Source organism: Bradyrhizobium sp. UFLA06-06, assembly GCF_054820065.1.
The window spans coordinates 1-15,672 of the sequence record NZ_JADFUD010000106.1; the positions used below are offsets into that span (position 1 = coordinate 1).

Below are 15,672 nucleotides of genomic sequence, written 5' to 3' on the forward strand. Positions count from 1 at the left end.
GACCGAAGACGGCGACGACGACAGCGACGGCTATTCGAGCTTCGGCCAGGAGCCGGGCTTCGTGCCGCAGCAGCAGCAACCTTTCATGCGCGACAACGGCCAGCAGCCGTACCAGCGCGAGCAGCAGCAACCGCGCGAGCATCGCGAGCGTGACCAGCAGCCGCGTGAGCACCGCGAGCGCGAGCATCGTCCGCAGCCGCAATATCAGCCGCAGCCGCAGAACCAGCCGCAGCCCGCGATGGCCGATGCCGGCGGCGTCGATCGCCTGCCCTCGTTCATCACCGGTGGCGCGCAGCCGCAGGTGAATGGCACCTATGAAGGCAATGGCGGCGCAGAACGCGGCGAACGGAGCGAGCGCTTTCCGCGCCGCCGCCGCCGCCCGCACGGCCCGCGCCCGGACATGGCGACGCAGCCCGCACCGAGCGACGACTTCAATCCGGGCAACGAGTAATCGTGAGAATCTGTCACCCTCCCTTCACAGGGAGGGTGAATTGTCCGCGTCACGACTCTGCGTGACTGGATTTGCGCGTCGCCGTCGAGGACGGCACCAGCACCGGACGCAATGACGGGATCAACTGCGTGCGCTCGCGGCGCGCGGGGATCGCGCGATAGACCTGCTTGGTCGCCTCCACGATATGCACGCCGGCGAACGGCATCGACAGCGCCGCGCCGACCCGCTCCCACGCCATCGCCGAGCGCAGGAACCAGCTGCCCTGCACCGGCGGCATGAACAACGCCTCGCCCCACGACGACGGCGTGAACCAGGTCTGCCGCAACAGCTGCGTGATCTGCGCCCGCGAATAGGGCCGGCCATGGCCGAACGGCGTGGCGTCGGTGCGCGTCCAGACGCCGCGGCGATTCGGGATGATCGCGATCAGCCGCCCCGAGGGCGAGAGCACCCGCCACACCTCGCGCAGCAGCCGCTCCGGATCATCGGACATCTCCAGCGCGTGCACCAGCAGCACGCGGTCGACCGCGGCATCCGGCAGCGGCATCGAGAATTCGTCGATCAGAGTGGCCAGCGCCGGCCGGCCGGTCGGCCATTTCAGCACGCCCTGGGCCGCCGGCATGAAGGCAATGCAGCGCTCGCAGGACTCACGGAACAGGCCGAGATAGGGGGTCGGATAGCCGAGGCCGAGCACGCGCTGGCCTTCCGCGTTCGGCCACCGCGCGCGGATACCCCGGTTGATCAGCTGCCGCGCCACGATGCCGAGGCGCTGCGAATAGAAGTCGCGCAGGTCGATGACGTCCATGGTGTTTAGCCTAACACGCCCCCTGCTGCCCGGGTGCGCCGAAAATTGCATTGCCGCCGGAGCGTTAACGCCATATTTCACCCCTATATTGGGCGCGTTAAAGCATGATCCGGGAAAGCCGATACCGGCCTTTTCGAATACATCATGCTCCAAAATGTCCGTCCCGTTTGTTCGTGGAGATATCATGACCGCCGAAATTCGCACCTTCAGCTGCCTCACCGACAATTTCGGGTATTTGATCCACGATCCCGCGACCAAGGCGACCGCGTCGATCGACGCGCCGGAGGCCGGCCCGATCATCAAGGCGCTGGAGCGCGAAGGCTGGACGCTGACCGATATCCTGATCACCCATCACCATGGCGACCATGTCGGCGGCGTCGCCGAGCTGAAGCAGAAATACGGCTGCCGCGTCGTCGCCCCGCACGACCAGTCGGCCAAGATTGCCAATGTCGATTTGCGCGCCGCCAATGCCGATGTCATCAAGGTCGGCAGCCTGTTGGCCCGTGTGGTCGAAACTCCCGGCCATACGCTCGACCATATCTCCTATGTGTTCGACGGCGAGAAGGCGGTGTTCGCCGCCGACACGCTGTTCTCGATCGGCTGCGGCCGCGTGTTCGAAGGCACCTACCCCATGATGTGGGATTCGCTTTTGAAACTGCGCTCGCTGCCGGACGATTTCCGTCTCTATTGCGGCCATGAATACACCGCCTCCAACGTGAAGTTCGCGCTCACCATCGAGCCTGACAATCCGGCCCTGCAGGCGCGCGCAGCAGAGGTCACAAAACTGCGCGCCGAGAACAAGCCGACGATCCCCGTCCTGCTCGGCGACGAGAAGAAGGCCAACGTGTTTCTGCGCGCCGACGAGCCGGCGGTGGCGGCCAAGCTGCACATGAAGGGCGCCGACCCGGCGCTGGTGTTCGGCGAGCTCCGCGAGCGCAAGAACAAGTCGTGATGGCAGACCTCTCGGCGGCCGATATCATCGCGCAGCTTGCGCTGCAGCCGCATCCCGAAGGCGGACATTATCGCGAGACGTTTCGTGACGAGCGCGTCGACGCCAATAGCCGCGCGCATTCGACCGCGATCTATTTCCTGCTGGCGCGCGGCGAGCGCTCGCATTGGCACCGCATCGACGCCGTCGAGATGTGGCACTATTACGCCGGCGCGCCGCTGACATTGCGGATCGCGCAGGACGGCGCCCCACATTCGATCACGCTCGGGCCGGATGTGGCGCGCGGCGAGCAGCCACAGGCGATCGTGCCGGCGGACGCATGGCAGGCCGCCGAAAGCAGCGGCGACTGGACGCTGGTCGGCTGCACCGTCGCGCCGGGATTCGAGTTCGCGAAATTCGAGCTGGCGCCGAAGGGCTTTTCCCCGTCATCCTGAGGTGCGAGCGGAGCGAGCCTCGAAGGATGAATCGGCCACAGACGGGGCCGTCCACCCTTCGAGACGGCCGCGTTGCGGCCTCCTCAGGGTGACGGTGAAACAGTAGCAGCAACCTTCTTCGTAGGATGGGTAGAGCGCAGCGAAACCCATCATCTCGCCGCGTGGATAGGAGTTGATGGGTTTCGCTTCGCTCTACCCATCCTACGCTTTCTACGTCCTTTTTCTCAACACCATGTCCTTTGCTGCGATCAGCCCGCCGCCGGCGATCAGGATCGCGGCGATCGCGATGTTGGCGCTGGGCTTGGCGAAGCCCGCGAGGATGAGGAACGCGGTCGAGAGCAGCGGCGTGGCGTAGGATGCGGCACCGAGCACGCGGATATCACCGCGCTTCATGCCGATGTCCCAGGCGAAGAACGCAGCCCCCACCGGACCGATGCCGAGCGCGACGACGGCCAGCCATTGCAGCGGCGTCGCGGGCCACACCGTCGTCTCCACCATCATGTGCACGAGCGCGGCAAGCACGGCGGTCGCGAGGCAGAAGCCTGCCACCGCATCGGTCGGCACCGCCTTGAGCCGGCGCGACATCACCGAATAGGACGCCCAGACGAACGCCGCGACGAAGGCGGCCGCGAAGCCTGGAATCTGCTCTTTTGTGAAGGCGCCGGTGTTGCCGGCGAACAGCAGCACGGTCCCGGCGAGCCCAAGCAGCGCGCCGACGATGTGATGCACCGCAAGCCGCTCGCCCGGCAGCAGCGACGAGAACAGCACGATCAACAGCGGCCAGAGGTAATTGAGCAGGCCGGCCTCGGCCGGCGGGGCGAAGCGCAGCGCCAGGAAATACAGCGCGTGATAGCCGAACAGCCCGCCGACGCCGACGACCCAGGCGACCAGCGGTTGCTTCAATGCGCCGAAGGCTGATGGACGCAACAGGAAGCTCGCGAACGCCACCGCGGCGCCGATCGCAAACGTCATGGCCGCGAGCTGGAACGCCGGGATAGCCCCGGTCGCGACCGTCATGACCGACAGCAGCGACCACATCAGGATGGCGGTCAGTCCGACAAGGGTGGCAGTTCGGGTCGTCATCTCAAATCAATCCGTCGTGGCCGGGCATGGCTGTCCAAAGGATGGCGGTCTGAAGCCGCTCGCCGATGTCCCGGCCGGCCACGTCTTCCTTCGCGTGTGGCGCGTTGTAAAGACGAAAATGCCCGGCACAAGGCCGGGCATTCGCTGGTCGATTGTGCGCGCCGGCGACGCGACGACGCTTCTCGCGTCAGGCGTGATACTGGCCGCCGTTCACGGTCAGCGTCGAGCCGGTGATGAAGCCGGCATCGTCGGCGGCGAGGAAGACCACGGCCCGCGCGATCTCTTCGGGTTCGCCGAGCCGGGCGACCGGAATCTGCGGGATCACGTTCTTCTCGAGCACATCCTTCGGCACCGCCTGCACCATCTCGGTGTTGATATAGCCGGGGCAGATCACGTTCACGGTGATGCCGCCCTTGGCGTTCTCCAGCGCCAGCGCCTTGGTGAAGCCGATGTCGCCGGCCTTGGCCGCCGAGTAGTTGACCTGGCCGAACTGGCCCTTCTGGCCGTTGATGGAGGAGATCGAGATGACGCGGCCGAACTTGCGGGCGCGCATGCCCTCGATCACCTGGCGCGTCATGTTGAACAGCGAGCCGAGGTTGGTGTTGATCACGGCATTCCACTGCTCGACCGTCATCTTATGGAATGCGGTATCCTTGGTGATGCCGGCATTGTTGACGAGCACGTCGACCGGGCCGAGATCGGCCTCGACCTGCTTGACGCCGGCCGCGCAGGCGTCGAACGACGCGACGTCCCACTTGTAGACCGGAATCCCGCTCTCCGCCTTGAACTTCTCCGCCGCGGCGTCATTGCCGGCGTAGCTCGCCGCCACCTCGTAGCCCGCCGCTTTCAGCGCCTTGCTGATCGCAGCTCCAATACCGCGCGTTCCGCCCGTCACCAATGCAACACGTGCCATGTCCGTTTCCTCCTTGGCCGTCTTTTATAACCGGATAACTCCGGCCTACGCACTCACTCAACAAAGCGCGATGAGATCAGGCTGAATCGTCATCGCGCCTTGGCTCCCTTTTTGAGCATGATCCTTTCGGAAAACCGCTTCACACTTTTCCGGATCATGCTCTCGAAACAAAAATGCCCGGCGCAAAGCCGGGCATCTTATTTATCAGCTCGCTTCGCGGTTGACAGATGATCTTTTCATCACCTAACCGGCCTCGCTGCCTTTTGTTCAGTCGCGTGCAACGCACATAGCGATGCCCATGCCGCCGCCGATGCACAGCGTCGCGAGGCCCTTCTTGGCATCGCGCTTCTGCATCTCGTGCAGCAGCGTCACCAGCACGCGCGCACCCGACGCGCCGACCGGATGGCCGATCGCGATCGCGCCGCCATTGACGTTGACCTTGGCCGGATCCCAGCCGAGGTCCTTGTTCACCGCGCAGGCCTGCGCCGCGAACGCCTCGTTGGCCTCGATCAGGTCGAGGTCGGCGATGTTCCAGCCGGCCCTCTTCAGCGCGGCGCGCGAGGCGGGGATCGGGCCGGTGCCCATGATCTTGGGGTCGACGCCGGCCTGGCCCCACGACACGATGCGGGCCAGCACCTTCTTGCCCTGCTTGGCGGCTTCCTTGGCGGTCATCAGCACGACGGCGGCGGCGCCGTCATTGATGCCCGAGGCGTTGCCCGCGGTCACGGTCCCGTCCTTCTCGAAGGCCGCGCGGAGCTTGGCCATCGCGTCGAGCGTGGCGCCGTGGCGCGGATACTCGTCGGCGTCGACCACGATATCGCCCTTGCGGGACTTGATGGTGACCGGGACGATCTCGTCCTTGAACTTGCCGGCCTTCTGCGCCGCCTCGGCCTTGTTCTGCGAAGCGACCGCGAACTCGTCCTGCTGCGACCGGGTGATCTGGTACTGCTTGGCGACGTTCTCGGCGGTGTTGCCCATGTGGTAGCCGTTGAAGGCATCCCACAGCCCGTCCTTGATCATGGTGTCGATCAGCTCGAGGCCGCCCATCTTGACGCCGCCGCGCAGATATTGGGCGTGCGGGGCCATGCTCATGGATTCCTGGCCGCCGGCGACGACGATCGAGGAATCGCCGTTGAGCAGCGCCTGGTAGCCGAGCGCCACCGTGCGCAGGCCGGAGCCGCAGAGCTGGTTGACGCCCCAGGCCGGGCTTTCCACCGGGATGCCGGCCGCGATCGAGGCCTGGCGCGCCGGGTTCTGGCCCTGCGCGGCGGTGAGGATCTGGCCCATGATGACTTCGGAGACCTGACCGCCCTCGACGCCGGCACGCTCCAGCGCCGCCTTGATGGCGATCGCGCCGAGGTCATGGGCCGGGGTGGTGGCGAAAGCGCCGTTGAAGCTACCGACGGGGGTGCGGGCGGCGCTGACGATGACGACATCGTCTGACATGGACATCTCCTATGGGTTGTAGCTGGGTTTCTCGACGGCGGGCGGCCGATGTGGCGGGCCTGTCTCTTGACGGCTATCCTGTAAACCTCGTTGAGACATGTCAATCGCACTGTCGGGCAAATCGCGCCGCGACGCACTCAAAATGACGCCCTTGGCACTTTCCTGAGCAAATCCTATGCTTTGGAATTAACCGCACAGCACAAAACTGTAGCCGAACCGCTTTGAAAATGCTTACCTTTGCTGCGATGCGTTGCATTTTGCCCTGCGGCGATGCCGTAGGGTTCCAGGTTCTTCGGTGTTGAAGTGAGAGCCCATGGCAAAATCTGAACAACCGACCACGATCAAGAAATACGCGAACCGGCGGCTCTATAATACCGGGACGAGCACCTACGTGACGCTCGAGGATCTCGCGGCGATGGTGAAGGAAGGCGAGGATTTCCTCGTCTATGACGCCAAGACCGGCGACGACATCACCCGCTCCGTGCTCGCGCAAATCATCTTCGAGCAGGAAAACAAGGCCGGGCAGAATCTGCTGCCGACCACCTTCCTGCGCCAGCTGATCCGGTTCTACGGCGACAGCATGCAGATGGTGGTGCCAAAGTATCTCGAACAGTCGATCGAGACGCTGACCAAGGAACAGGAAAAATTCCGCAAGCAGATCGCGGGCGCGCTGAGCGGCACGCCGTTTGCGCCGCTGGAAGAACAGGTCCGCCGCAACATGGAGCTGTTCCAGCAGACCTTCTCGATGTTCAAGCCGTTCGTGCCGCAACGCGGTGGCGGCGAGGCCGAGAAGGTGTCGGAGCCGACGCCCGATGACGGCAACATCGACGATCTTCGCCGCCAGATGAAGGACATGCAGGAACGCCTCGAGCGCATGTCGCAGCCGACGAAGAAGGACGAGTAGGTCGCTTCGCCGATCGGCCGGACGCACCGGCCGCTCTCGTTTCGCGAAATCCTGACGGCGGCAACCCTGGCCGGCGTCAGGCGTCGCTTGCCGCGGGAAGCATGCTCTTGCGGACGATTGCGTGCACGCCCCAATTGCCGTCGGCAACCTGCGTGACGCCGAAATCGACGCCGAGCGAGATCAGCGCCAGCGCCTCATCCTCGCTGAGGCGATAACACTCCATCAGAAATTTGCGCGTCGCCCGGAACGCGTTACGCAGCGCCAGATCGACCGACGAGCGCTGGTAGATTTCCGACTGCGCGTTGCGCCCGAGCTCGCGCAGATAATTGCCGTAGCTGAAGCCGTGCAGGATCCACTCCTCCGGCGTTTCCAAAAGCGGGTGCGCAAGCCCTTCGACATGCGGCTTGGTCGCCTTGCCGCTCTTGTGCAGGATGAAGCGAAACTGGCCGGTGAGCGAAAGCTCGAGCGCGGTGCCGTTGACCTCACCATCGCCTTGCGCGAAATGCGGATCGCCGATCGAGAACAGCGCGCCGGATACTGCGACCGGCAGATAGAGCGTGGTGCCCTTGGTGGCGCGCCAATTGTCGACATTGCCGCCGAAATAGCCGGGCGGAATCGAATCGATGATGTCGGACTCGCGCGGCGCCACCGCCATGAAGCCGAAATGCAGCCGCGCCGGAATCCGCACGCCGGCGAGCACGCCGGCCTGCTTCTCGACGGTGGCGTGATCGACCGGCACGCCCGGATAATCCATCGTCTCGTGGCGCACGCCGAACGGATCGGTCTGCGGCGTCCAGCGGTAGGAATAGACGGCGCGGGCCCACTCGGCCTCTGCATCGGTCTCGAAGATCGTGATGGTCTCGCGCTTGGCCGGCGGATCGATCAGATCGTTGTATTGAAAACCCCACCAGGCCGCGGCATTGCTGCCGAACGACTTGCCGGCGTAGGCCGGGTTGGCTGATGGCCGCGGCCAGATATCGAGGATCTGCACCTCGAGCACATCGCCCGGCTCCGCACCGCAGACATAGATCGGCCCGGTGCAGATGTGCACGCCGAACCCTTCGCCGGCGCCGCGGCCGAAGATCGAACCGTCCATCGGGCCGGCGCCGCGCCGTTCGACCGACTTGCCCTCGGCGGTCCAGCGAAACACGCTCTCCGCGCCGGGATCGCCCTTGATCATGCGCTCATAATCATCGAAGGCGTGCTGGGTCAGCGTCTCGATTGTCACCACCGCGCCCGACTGCACGCTCATGACAGGCGGGATGGCGCGGCTGAGATAGCCCCAATGCGCGGTCTCCCTGGACACCTTGAGGTGGTGATGCGAGGCGCCCCGCCCTTCCGGCACAGCCGCCGGCGGTTCAACCGGCACGATCGGCTCCAGCGGCGCAACCGTCTCGCGCGCCACCGGGCTTGGTGCGAGCCGCAGTACCGTTGCGGTGCCACGCGCCAGCCGCGGCCGGCCGCGCGTGCGCTCGCCCTCCACATCGCGCGGCACCGCCTTGCGGAAGTCGCGCGGCGAGGTGCCGTAGGTCGCGCTAAACATCCGGCTGAAATGCGCCTGATCGGTGAAGCCCCAGCGGTAGCTGATTTCGGCGATGCGCTGGTCGGCATAGTTCGGATCGATCAGGTCGTTGCAGCAGCGCTCCAGCCGCCGCTCGCGCACATAGGCCGAGAACGTCGTGTTCTGCCGCTCGAACAGCCGTTGCAGATAGCGCTGCGACAGCCCTTCCTGCCGCGCGATGTCGGCGATGGTCAGACCGGCATTGCCGAGCTGGGCCTCGATCGCGGCATCGACCCGGCGCAGATGGCCGGCCTGGACCTGCGTCATCGCTTCTGCATCGAGCCGCGTCTCGCCGAGCAGCGCGCCGGCGACGAGTTCGGTGACCGCGACCTCGGCGGTGGCGAGATCGGCCTTGTCCAGGATCGCGAAATTGCCGCCCAGGGTCCGCATCACCGGACGCACGGACGCAGCGGCGATCGTGGCACCGAGCACCGCCGGCAAACGCAAGCGATTATGCCCGAGCCGGCCGAGCAGCCGCTCACGCGGCAGTTCGAGCAACAGGATCTCGAAATCCTCGCGCAAAGTCATCCGCCACGGCGATTGCAGGTCGCACACCGAGACGTCGTTGTCGGCAAACTCGCAGCTCCGTTGGCCGGACGCGATGCTGCCGCGGCCGTAGCCGTGGAAGATGATGGCGACCCGCGCCGGCATTCCCGGCGAGGCCGCATGACCGCTGCAGACGATCTGCTGCTCGGTCGAACGCAGCAGCGCGAGCTGGCCGCCGCTGGTCGAGCGCTTCGCGGTCAATTCGCCGAACTGGAATTGGCCGGCCTCCGGCAATTCGCAATCGAGCTGCAAACCGGCCAGCGCCTCGCGCCAGACCTCCCGCCGGTTTTGCCGCGGGATCGCATCGACCGAAACCCGAAAGGTCGTCGCGACCATCACCCCTCCAGGCCGCAGCACCGCAGCCTTCCACTCACAGAGCCGTGAACGCAGCCTGCACCGATTGCAGGCAGGCGGCAAGCGTGTTGCGACGGCACATGTTGCCCAGCCTGAGTGCAACGCGCGGAAGCGGCCGCTTTCGCGTGGCAGCGCTATCAGCGGCGAACGCAGTGCAACTTGATCGAATGCGTCCAAATTCTTGACCGCTCCGGCCATGCCGCGATGCGAAGGCGGCCGCGACAGATGCCTTGCACGCTGTTGCACAGCCCTTTGCGCTGCGAAGACAGCAAGCGCGCCGACAAATTATTGGGCGCGCCCGGTCATGTCGGAGCGGCGCGGCGCCATGCACTCTCATGCGCACTTTCGATCCAAGGAGGAGCTCAAGATGTGCGCAGGTGACGACAAGAACTGCCCGGACTTCGAATTGCATCATCGCCAGTTCAAGGAGACGCTCGACCGCGAACGCCGTTCGTTCCTGCGCTCGAGCTTCGCGGCGGCGGGCGGCGCCGCGGCAATGACCGCCGGCGGCATCTCGCTGGTGACGCCGAAAATGGCGGCCGCCGCCGAGAAGCATCAGCCGGCGCAGCGCGCCTATCACCATTTGCCGGCCAATGCCGACACCGTGCATTGGGGCTATTTCAGCAAGTCGCTGAAGCCGCGCGTCGAAATCAATTCCGGCGACTTCATCACCATCGAGGCGCTGACGCATCACGCCAATGACGATGCCGAGCGCATGGTGAAGGGCGATCCCGGCGTCGAGAGCGTCTATCTCTGGACCAAGGAGAAGAAAGGCGTGAACCGGCGCGGCGCCGGCCCGATGGATGCCTCGCTGTACGGACGCGGCGCGGGCGAAGGCCTCGGCGTGCATATCTGCACCGGGCCGGTGTTCGTGCGCGGCGCCGAGGAAGGCGACGTGCTCGAGCTGCGCATCATCGACGTCGCGCCGCGGCCCTGCGCCAACCCGAAATATTCCGGCAAGGCATTCGGCAGCAACGCCGCGGCATCGTGGGGCTTCCACTACAAGGATCTGCTCACCGAGCCGAAGCCGCGCGAGGTCGTCACCATCTACGAGGTCGACGCGACCGGCGAGCGCAACTGGGCGCGCGCCGTCTACAATTTCACCTGGACGCCGCAGACCGATCCGTCCGGCGTGGTGCACAAGACCATCGATTATCCCGGCGTCCCGGTCGATCATTCGACGGTCAAGGAGAACCACGGCATCCTGAAGAACGTGCGCATCCCGGTGCGTCCGCATTTCGGCGTGATCGGGCTCGCCCCGAAAGAGGCCGAGTTCGTCGATTCGATCCCGCCGAGCTATACCGGCGGCAACATCGACAATTGGCGCATCGGCAAGGGCGCCACGATGTATTACCCGGTGGCGGTCGAAGGCGGACTGCTGTCGGTCGGCGACTCCCACGCCTCGCAGGGCGATTCCGAACTGTGCGGCACGGCGATCGAATGCTCGCTCAACGGCACCTTCCAGATCATCCTGCACAAGAAGGCCGACCTCGCCGGCACCGCGCTGGAAGCGCTCGACTACCCGATGCTGGAGACCCAGGACGAATGGCTGGTGCACGGCTTCAGCTATGCCAACTACCTCAGCGAGCTGGGAGCCGGCGCGCAGACCGAGATCTACAAGAAGTCGTCGGTCGACCTCGCCTTGCGCGATGCCTTCCGCAAGATGCGCAAATTCCTGATGACGACGAAGAAGCTGACCGAGGACGAGGCCATCTCGCTGATCTCGCTCGGTGTCGACTTCGGCGTCACCCAGGTGGTCGACGGCAATTGGGGCGTCCACGCGGTGATCCGCAAGGACATCTTCGCCGGCGGCGAGAGCTGACGAAAAGGCCAGGAGCGAGCGTGGCGGTCAGCCGAAGAAGGGCGAGTAGGGCTTTGCCGCGCGCACTTAATACAACGTCGCCCCGGCCTAGTGCGCAATTGCGCACGAAAGCCGGGGCCCATAACCACAAATGTCGGTTGTTTGAAGCAAGCGTCTACCAGATCGCTTCATCGAGAAGCCGCGGCGTATGGGTCCCGGCCCCGTGCGCAATTGCGCACTAGGCCGGGACGACACCGTTAATTTGGCCGGCGACTATGAACTAGCCCGTGGCGGGCACGGGCTTCTCCGCCGGCGAGTTCCACGGGCGGTCCGGCGAGGCGAGGCCGATCAGGCGGCCCTGGATGAAGTCGCAGCCCCATTCGCGCAGCATCACGGCGGCTTCCTCGTCCTGCACCCATTCGGCGACTGTCTTGATCTCGAGGCGGCGCGCGAGATCGATCAGCGTCTGCACGAAGGCGCGGTCGTCGGCCGAACGCACGATGTTCTGCACGAAGGCACCGTCGATCTTCACGATGTCGACGCCGAGCTTGCGCAAATTGCGGAACGAGGTGTAGCCGGCGCCGAAATCGTCGATCGCGATCCGGCTGCCGAAGTTCTTCAGGCGCGTGACGAAGCCACGTACGTCGTCGATATCCTGGATCGCAACCGTTTCGGTGATCTCGACGATCAGCCGCTCGCCGACGCCGGGATGCGCGCGCATCAAGGATTCGATGGTGGCCCACCAGTCCGGATCCATCGTGGTGTCGGGCGAGATGTTGAGGCTGAGCTGTACGCCGGGGGCGGCGGCGAGCTCGGCGATGGCGAGCTCCAGCACGCGGTGATCGACCAGCCGGATCAGGCCGAGCCGCTCGGCTACCGGCACGATATCGGGCGCGAGCAGCGCGCGGCCGTCGTCCTGCTCCATGCGGACCAGGCACTCGTAGAACGCGGGCTGCCGCAAGCGCGCATCGACCACGGGCTCGAAGCCGATCACGATGCGGCGCTCGTTCAGCGCGGTGACGATCTCGTCGGTGACGCGGATGTTGACGCGGCGCTGGGCGTCGCGCTCGACATTCGGTTTCCACAGCGCGAACGATCCGGCGCGGCGGCTCTTGGCGGTCTCCAGCGTCTCCTGGGCGCGATTGACCGCCTCCTCCGCCGACCTCGCATGGCGCGGAATGGTGACGGCGCCGATCGAGACAGTCACCGACACCGGGCCGGACTTGGTCGGCACCACCTCGTCGCGCACCGCGGCGAGGAAACGCTCGGCCGCGACATTGGTATCGTCGACGGTGCAGTTGCGCAGGATCAGGCCGAACTTGTTGCCGGAGAAGCGGCCGAGCATGTCGCCGCTGCGCAGCCGCGCACGAATCCGCTTCGCGACCTCGGCGATGACGGCGTCGGCGACATCGAAGCCGAAGGCATCGTTGACGCGCGCGAGGTGATCGATGCCGATCAGCATGAAGGCGCAGGAGGAGCGGAAGCGCGCGCACTCCTCCATCGTCTCGGCGAGCGAGGCGATCAGATGGGTGCGGTTGAGCTCATTGGTCAGCGGATCGTGCCGCGACAGCTTGAGCAGCTGCTCGTCGCGGGCATGCCGTTCATTGTTGATGCGGACGACGCCCTGCACGCGCGCCGGCCTGCCGTCGGCGCCGGCAAACCAGCAGCCGGTCTCCTCGATCCAGATCACCGGCGACGAGGTGACGGCCCGCACGCCATATTCGATCCGGTAGGGCACGCCCTCCCCGCCGCGCACCGGCGCCGGCGCGCCGAGCGCATCGGATCGCACCGAGCGCGATGGCTCGATCAGCTTGGCAAGCTCGGCACCGCTCGCAAGCGCCGCAACCGGGATATCCGGGAAGACCGCCGCCACATTGTCGCTCCAGGCAATCGCATCGGTCGCCAGGTCCCAGGCGAATGTCGCTTGGCCGAGCGAGGCGAGGATGCTGGCAGCTGGCGGGACAGGGGGCATCGAACATGTCTCGATTTGGGACGGCGCCCGGTGATTCTACACGCTCTCAAGATAGTGGTTCCGGCGAATCCAACGCTAGGTGAAGTTGATAAATAATCTGGAAACCACGTTTTCGACTGTCCGGGAACGAACTGGGGACGGCGGGCATGACCCTTGCCAGAGGGGTGTTGCGGAGGGACGCAACGTCCCAAACTATGACGCTCCAACGGGTCGCAGACGATGCCGGATATCGATCAATCGGAAATCCTCGACGGTGAGTGCACCGGCGATCCTGCTGCGGCCGGCACGGCGCTGGTGCCGCTGGCCGCGACCACCCATTGGGCGCCCAAGATCCCGCTGCCGCATGCCGATCCGTCGTTTGTGGCTCATCTGATCGCAACCGCCGCACACGAACCGCAGACGCGCGGACAGCGGCGTGGGTCATTGGCCGACGCGCAGAGCGCTTACGGCCCGCATGTCGACGAACGCCGCAGCGTGGCGCGGCGGACCCGGCAAATCATCTAGCAAATCATCCAGAAAGGCCGGACGCCGGAACTGGCGTCCAAGCAGCAGGCGGTCAGCGGGCCTTGACGGGCCGATTGCCGTGACTGTCCTGCGGCACGCCGCGTTGCAGCGACATGTGGGAATGGATGCCGAGCCAGCGCCCGTCGGCCTGACGCGCGAGAATGATCGTCGCTCGCCCCGGCCGATCAAAGCGGCTGCCGTCCGCATGGAAGCCGGCGCTCGTCCAGGGCGTGATCACCGTCGCCATGCCGCCGTCGGCGCTGATCAGCACCGCCGTATGCGCGAGATCGAAGGCGAAATCCGCGGTGCGGGGCCAGACATTGTCCCATTGCATCTCGGTCCAGCGCGCGCGGCCGTGGATGAGTTCCTGGTAGGTGCCGAACGAGATGATATCCGAATGCCAGAACGGACGCGCGGCAGCATAGTCGACCGCCCTGACGCAGGCGGCGAACCGTTCGAGCCAGTCAAATATGGATTGAGTTGTCGTTGAGTCGGCGATCGGAAGAGGCGTTTCTGCGCTCATGATCGGCCTCGAAAACACTCAGCGCTGCGGCGCGTCCGACGGCGGATGGCCGCCCGGCTGCAAGTCCGGTGAAGCGACGGTCGGCTTCGGCGCGGACTGATCGAGCAGCACGGATTCCGCAACCGACGTCGCCGGTGGAACGGGCGCGGCTGGCGGCGGAACGGCAGGCGCCGGCGCGGCGACGGGCGCGGGCTCGGAACGCGGCGCGGACGCCTCTGCCGGTGCGGGCTGCGGCGCGTCGGGCTGCGGCCTGCTGACGCTCGGTGCCGCAGGCGCGACCACCGCACGGCGGCGGGTGCGCAGCGCAATTCCGGAAATGAAATCGACCAGCGCCAGCAGCGTGAGCAGGCCATAGGTCGAGTTGCCGAATTTCGGCCAGAGCACGAATTCGGCGGCGGCGGCGCCGAACACGATCAGCGACAGCAGATGGTCGGTGAGATATTTCGCGCCGGGGCGCGCGCCCTTGATGACCTCGAGCAGCAACAGCAGCACGGCGGCCGCGAGCAGCATGTCGCTGAGCGTGATCTGCCACTGCTCGCCCGACAGCAATGTCAGCCTGATCAGCGGGTCCGTGAAGGACACGCCGGGCATCAGGAAAGCGATGATGTTGTAGACCGCGAGCGGAACGAGCAGCAGCGGAAAACCGACCATCGGGGCTTGCGCCTTATTCAGGGAGAACCAGCAATGCGGCGATGCTCATTGGCCACGCCGCGGACGCGCCCGTCTTGGCCGCACTCGTTGACCGAATTCAGGCACCGCGCCGCATGGCTGCGGCGCGTAGGCCGAATGTCCGATCAGGACTCTTTCTTGGCCTTCAGGACCTGGCGGCCCTTGTACATGCCGGTCTTCAGGTCGAGGTGGTGCGGACGGCGCAGCTCGCCGGAGTCCTTGTCCTCGACATAGGTCGGGGTCTTGATCGCATCGGCCGAACGGCGCATGCCACGGCGCGACGGCGAGGTTTTTCTTCTGGGAACGGCCATGACGGTGTCCTCTAGGGGTGTTGCGGAGGCATCGTCCGAAATGCGGACGGCTCAGCGCTTCGAAGCGCAAGCTGCGATGCCGGTAAGGCCGCGCTTATAGAGGAAGGCATCGCGTAAAGCTAGGGTCCGGGCCAGCAAAAAGCGCCCGAAATGGCCCTCAGGAGCCGCGATTTTCGCGCCAGCAGCGCTCCACCGCGTTGGCCCGGACCATATAGGTCGCAGACAGCCTGCGGACCCCCGGCCCCGGGTTCCGGGCGCTTCTCTTGACCGGATTCGGCAGGATCGCCGCCAAAAGCGCGGCCTCGCGGGGTGACAGCCCCGCCGCCGACCGGCCGAAAGCATATTGGGCGCCGGCCTCGGCGCCGAACTGGCCGGACGGGCCCATTTCCGCGATATTGAGGTAGATTTCCAGGATCCGCTGCTTGGGCAGCACGAGATCGATCCAGAGC

Annotated in this window: 15 protein-coding genes and 1 pseudogene; 6 read left to right on the top strand and 10 right to left on the bottom strand. The window is 65.7% G+C overall.

Translation table 11 applies throughout. The features are described from left to right. Positions 1-451: pseudogene (locus IF803_RS40700) on the top strand (DUF4167 domain-containing protein); the annotation flags it as partial. A 49-nt stretch (positions 452-500) separates the two neighbouring features. On the opposite strand, the gene IF803_RS40705 reads toward IF803_RS40700, so the two are convergent. Continuing rightward, a complete protein-coding gene (locus IF803_RS40705) occupies positions 501-1,253 on the bottom strand; it encodes a class I SAM-dependent methyltransferase (protein ID WP_038387072.1) in 753 nt (250 codons plus the stop codon). Between the two features lie 184 nt (positions 1,254-1,437). Between IF803_RS40705 and gloB the strand changes: the two genes are divergently transcribed. Further along, the gene (gloB, locus tag IF803_RS40710; protein WP_304497747.1) at positions 1,438-2,205 is read left to right on the top strand and encodes a hydroxyacylglutathione hydrolase; all 768 of its coding nucleotides are present in this window, start codon (positions 1,438-1,440) and stop codon (positions 2,203-2,205) included. Then, entirely contained in the window at positions 2,205-2,636 is a 432-nt protein-coding gene (locus IF803_RS40715; RefSeq protein ID WP_461195974.1) for a cupin domain-containing protein, read from the top strand. Before gloB ends, IF803_RS40715 begins: the two co-directional genes overlap by 1 nt. A gap of 210 nt (positions 2,637-2,846) precedes the next feature. Here the strand turns inward: IF803_RS40715 and yddG are convergent, their stop codons facing one another. From yddG to IF803_RS40730, 3 genes are all read right to left on the bottom strand, one after another. Continuing rightward, positions 2,847-3,719, bottom strand: a complete 873-nt coding sequence (gene yddG, locus IF803_RS40720) for an aromatic amino acid exporter YddG (protein ID WP_461195975.1) — start codon at positions 3,717-3,719, stop codon at positions 2,847-2,849. Between the two features lie 187 nt (positions 3,720-3,906). Further along, complete coding sequence (gene phbB, locus IF803_RS40725) at positions 3,907-4,632, bottom strand: acetoacetyl-CoA reductase (RefSeq protein WP_028343575.1); 726 nt, start codon at positions 4,630-4,632, stop codon at positions 3,907-3,909. Between the two features lie 267 nt (positions 4,633-4,899). Continuing rightward, the gene (locus tag IF803_RS40730; RefSeq protein ID WP_028343574.1) at positions 4,900-6,078 is read right to left on the bottom strand and encodes an acetyl-CoA C-acetyltransferase; all 1,179 of its coding nucleotides are present in this window, start codon (positions 6,076-6,078) and stop codon (positions 4,900-4,902) included. A 313-nt stretch (positions 6,079-6,391) separates the two neighbouring features. On the opposite strand from IF803_RS40730, the gene phaR reads away from it, so the two are divergent. Further along, entirely contained in the window at positions 6,392-6,982 is a 591-nt protein-coding gene (gene phaR / locus IF803_RS40735) for a polyhydroxyalkanoate synthesis repressor PhaR (RefSeq protein WP_411783231.1), read from the top strand. 76 nt (positions 6,983-7,058) lie between these two features. On the opposite strand, the gene IF803_RS40740 is transcribed toward phaR, so the two are convergent. Then, on the bottom strand, positions 7,059-9,425 hold the full coding sequence (locus IF803_RS40740; protein WP_461195976.1) for an acetamidase/formamidase family protein: 2,367 nt from the start codon (positions 9,423-9,425) through the stop codon (positions 7,059-7,061). Positions 9,426-9,810: 385 nt separating this feature from the next. Between IF803_RS40740 and IF803_RS40745 the strand changes: the two genes are divergently transcribed. Continuing rightward, positions 9,811-11,265 (top strand): acetamidase/formamidase family protein, encoded by a 1,455-nt coding sequence (locus IF803_RS40745; RefSeq protein ID WP_461195977.1) that lies wholly within the window; start codon positions 9,811-9,813, stop codon positions 11,263-11,265. A 259-nt stretch (positions 11,266-11,524) separates the two neighbouring features. Here IF803_RS40745 and IF803_RS40750 read toward each other — a convergent pair whose 3' ends face one another. Beyond that, positions 11,525-13,216: a putative bifunctional diguanylate cyclase/phosphodiesterase gene (locus IF803_RS40750; protein ID WP_461195978.1), complete on the bottom strand. Its 1,692-nt coding sequence runs from the start codon at positions 13,214-13,216 to the stop codon at positions 11,525-11,527. Between the two features lie 219 nt (positions 13,217-13,435). Here IF803_RS40750 and IF803_RS40755 point away from each other — a divergent pair, with 219 nt between their 5' ends. After that, positions 13,436-13,720, top strand: a complete 285-nt coding sequence (locus tag IF803_RS40755; protein WP_461195979.1) for a hypothetical protein — start codon at positions 13,436-13,438, stop codon at positions 13,718-13,720. 52 nt (positions 13,721-13,772) lie between these two features. On the opposite strand, the gene IF803_RS40760 is transcribed toward IF803_RS40755, so the two are convergent. From IF803_RS40760 to IF803_RS40775, 4 genes are all read right to left on the bottom strand, one after another. Further along, entirely contained in the window at positions 13,773-14,243 is a 471-nt protein-coding gene (locus IF803_RS40760) for a YybH family protein (protein ID WP_035632811.1), read from the bottom strand. A gap of 18 nt (positions 14,244-14,261) precedes the next feature. Further along, positions 14,262-14,894 carry a hypothetical protein gene (locus tag IF803_RS40765; protein ID WP_461195980.1) on the bottom strand — a complete coding sequence of 211 codons (633 nt, stop codon included), beginning with the start codon at positions 14,892-14,894 and terminating at the stop codon, positions 14,262-14,264. Positions 14,895-15,037: 143 nt separating this feature from the next. Further along, complete coding sequence (gene rpmF / locus IF803_RS40770; RefSeq protein WP_021077536.1) at positions 15,038-15,223, bottom strand: 50S ribosomal protein L32; 186 nt, start codon at positions 15,221-15,223, stop codon at positions 15,038-15,040. A 157-nt stretch (positions 15,224-15,380) separates the two neighbouring features. Continuing rightward, the coding region (locus tag IF803_RS40775) for a transglycosylase domain-containing protein (protein ID WP_461195981.1) at positions 15,381-15,672 on the bottom strand (292 nt) is incomplete at its 5' end.

What these genes read in the sequence shown, in the direction of transcription:
- IF803_RS40715 (WP_461195974.1), top strand. Translation starts at nt 2,205, where the DNA reads ATGGCAGACCTCTCGGCGGCCGATATCATCGCGCAGCTTGCGCTGCAG.
- yddG (WP_461195975.1), bottom strand. Translation starts at nt 3,719, where the DNA reads ATGACGACCCGAACTGCCACCCTTGTCGGACTGACCGCCATCCTGATG.
- rpmF (WP_021077536.1), bottom strand. Translation starts at nt 15,223, where the DNA reads ATGGCCGTTCCCAGAAGAAAAACCTCGCCGTCGCGCCGTGGCATGCGC.
- IF803_RS40730 (WP_028343574.1), bottom strand. Translation starts at nt 6,078, where the DNA reads ATGTCAGACGATGTCGTCATCGTCAGCGCCGCCCGCACCCCCGTCGGT.
- gloB (WP_304497747.1), top strand. Translation starts at nt 1,438, where the DNA reads ATGACCGCCGAAATTCGCACCTTCAGCTGCCTCACCGACAATTTCGGG.
- IF803_RS40760 (WP_035632811.1), bottom strand. Translation starts at nt 14,243, where the DNA reads ATGAGCGCAGAAACGCCTCTTCCGATCGCCGACTCAACGACAACTCAA.
- IF803_RS40755 (WP_461195979.1), top strand. Translation starts at nt 13,436, where the DNA reads ATGCCGGATATCGATCAATCGGAAATCCTCGACGGTGAGTGCACCGGC.
- IF803_RS40765 (WP_461195980.1), bottom strand. Translation starts at nt 14,894, where the DNA reads ATGGTCGGTTTTCCGCTGCTGCTCGTTCCGCTCGCGGTCTACAACATC.
- phbB (WP_028343575.1), bottom strand. Translation starts at nt 4,632, where the DNA reads ATGGCACGTGTTGCATTGGTGACGGGCGGAACGCGCGGTATTGGAGCT.
- phaR (WP_411783231.1), top strand. Translation starts at nt 6,392, where the DNA reads ATGGCAAAATCTGAACAACCGACCACGATCAAGAAATACGCGAACCGG.
- IF803_RS40705 (WP_038387072.1), bottom strand. Translation starts at nt 1,253, where the DNA reads ATGGACGTCATCGACCTGCGCGACTTCTATTCGCAGCGCCTCGGCATC.
- IF803_RS40740 (WP_461195976.1), bottom strand. Translation starts at nt 9,425, where the DNA reads ATGGTCGCGACGACCTTTCGGGTTTCGGTCGATGCGATCCCGCGGCAA.
- IF803_RS40750 (WP_461195978.1), bottom strand. Translation starts at nt 13,216, where the DNA reads ATGCCCCCTGTCCCGCCAGCTGCCAGCATCCTCGCCTCGCTCGGCCAA.
- IF803_RS40745 (WP_461195977.1), top strand. Translation starts at nt 9,811, where the DNA reads ATGTGCGCAGGTGACGACAAGAACTGCCCGGACTTCGAATTGCATCAT.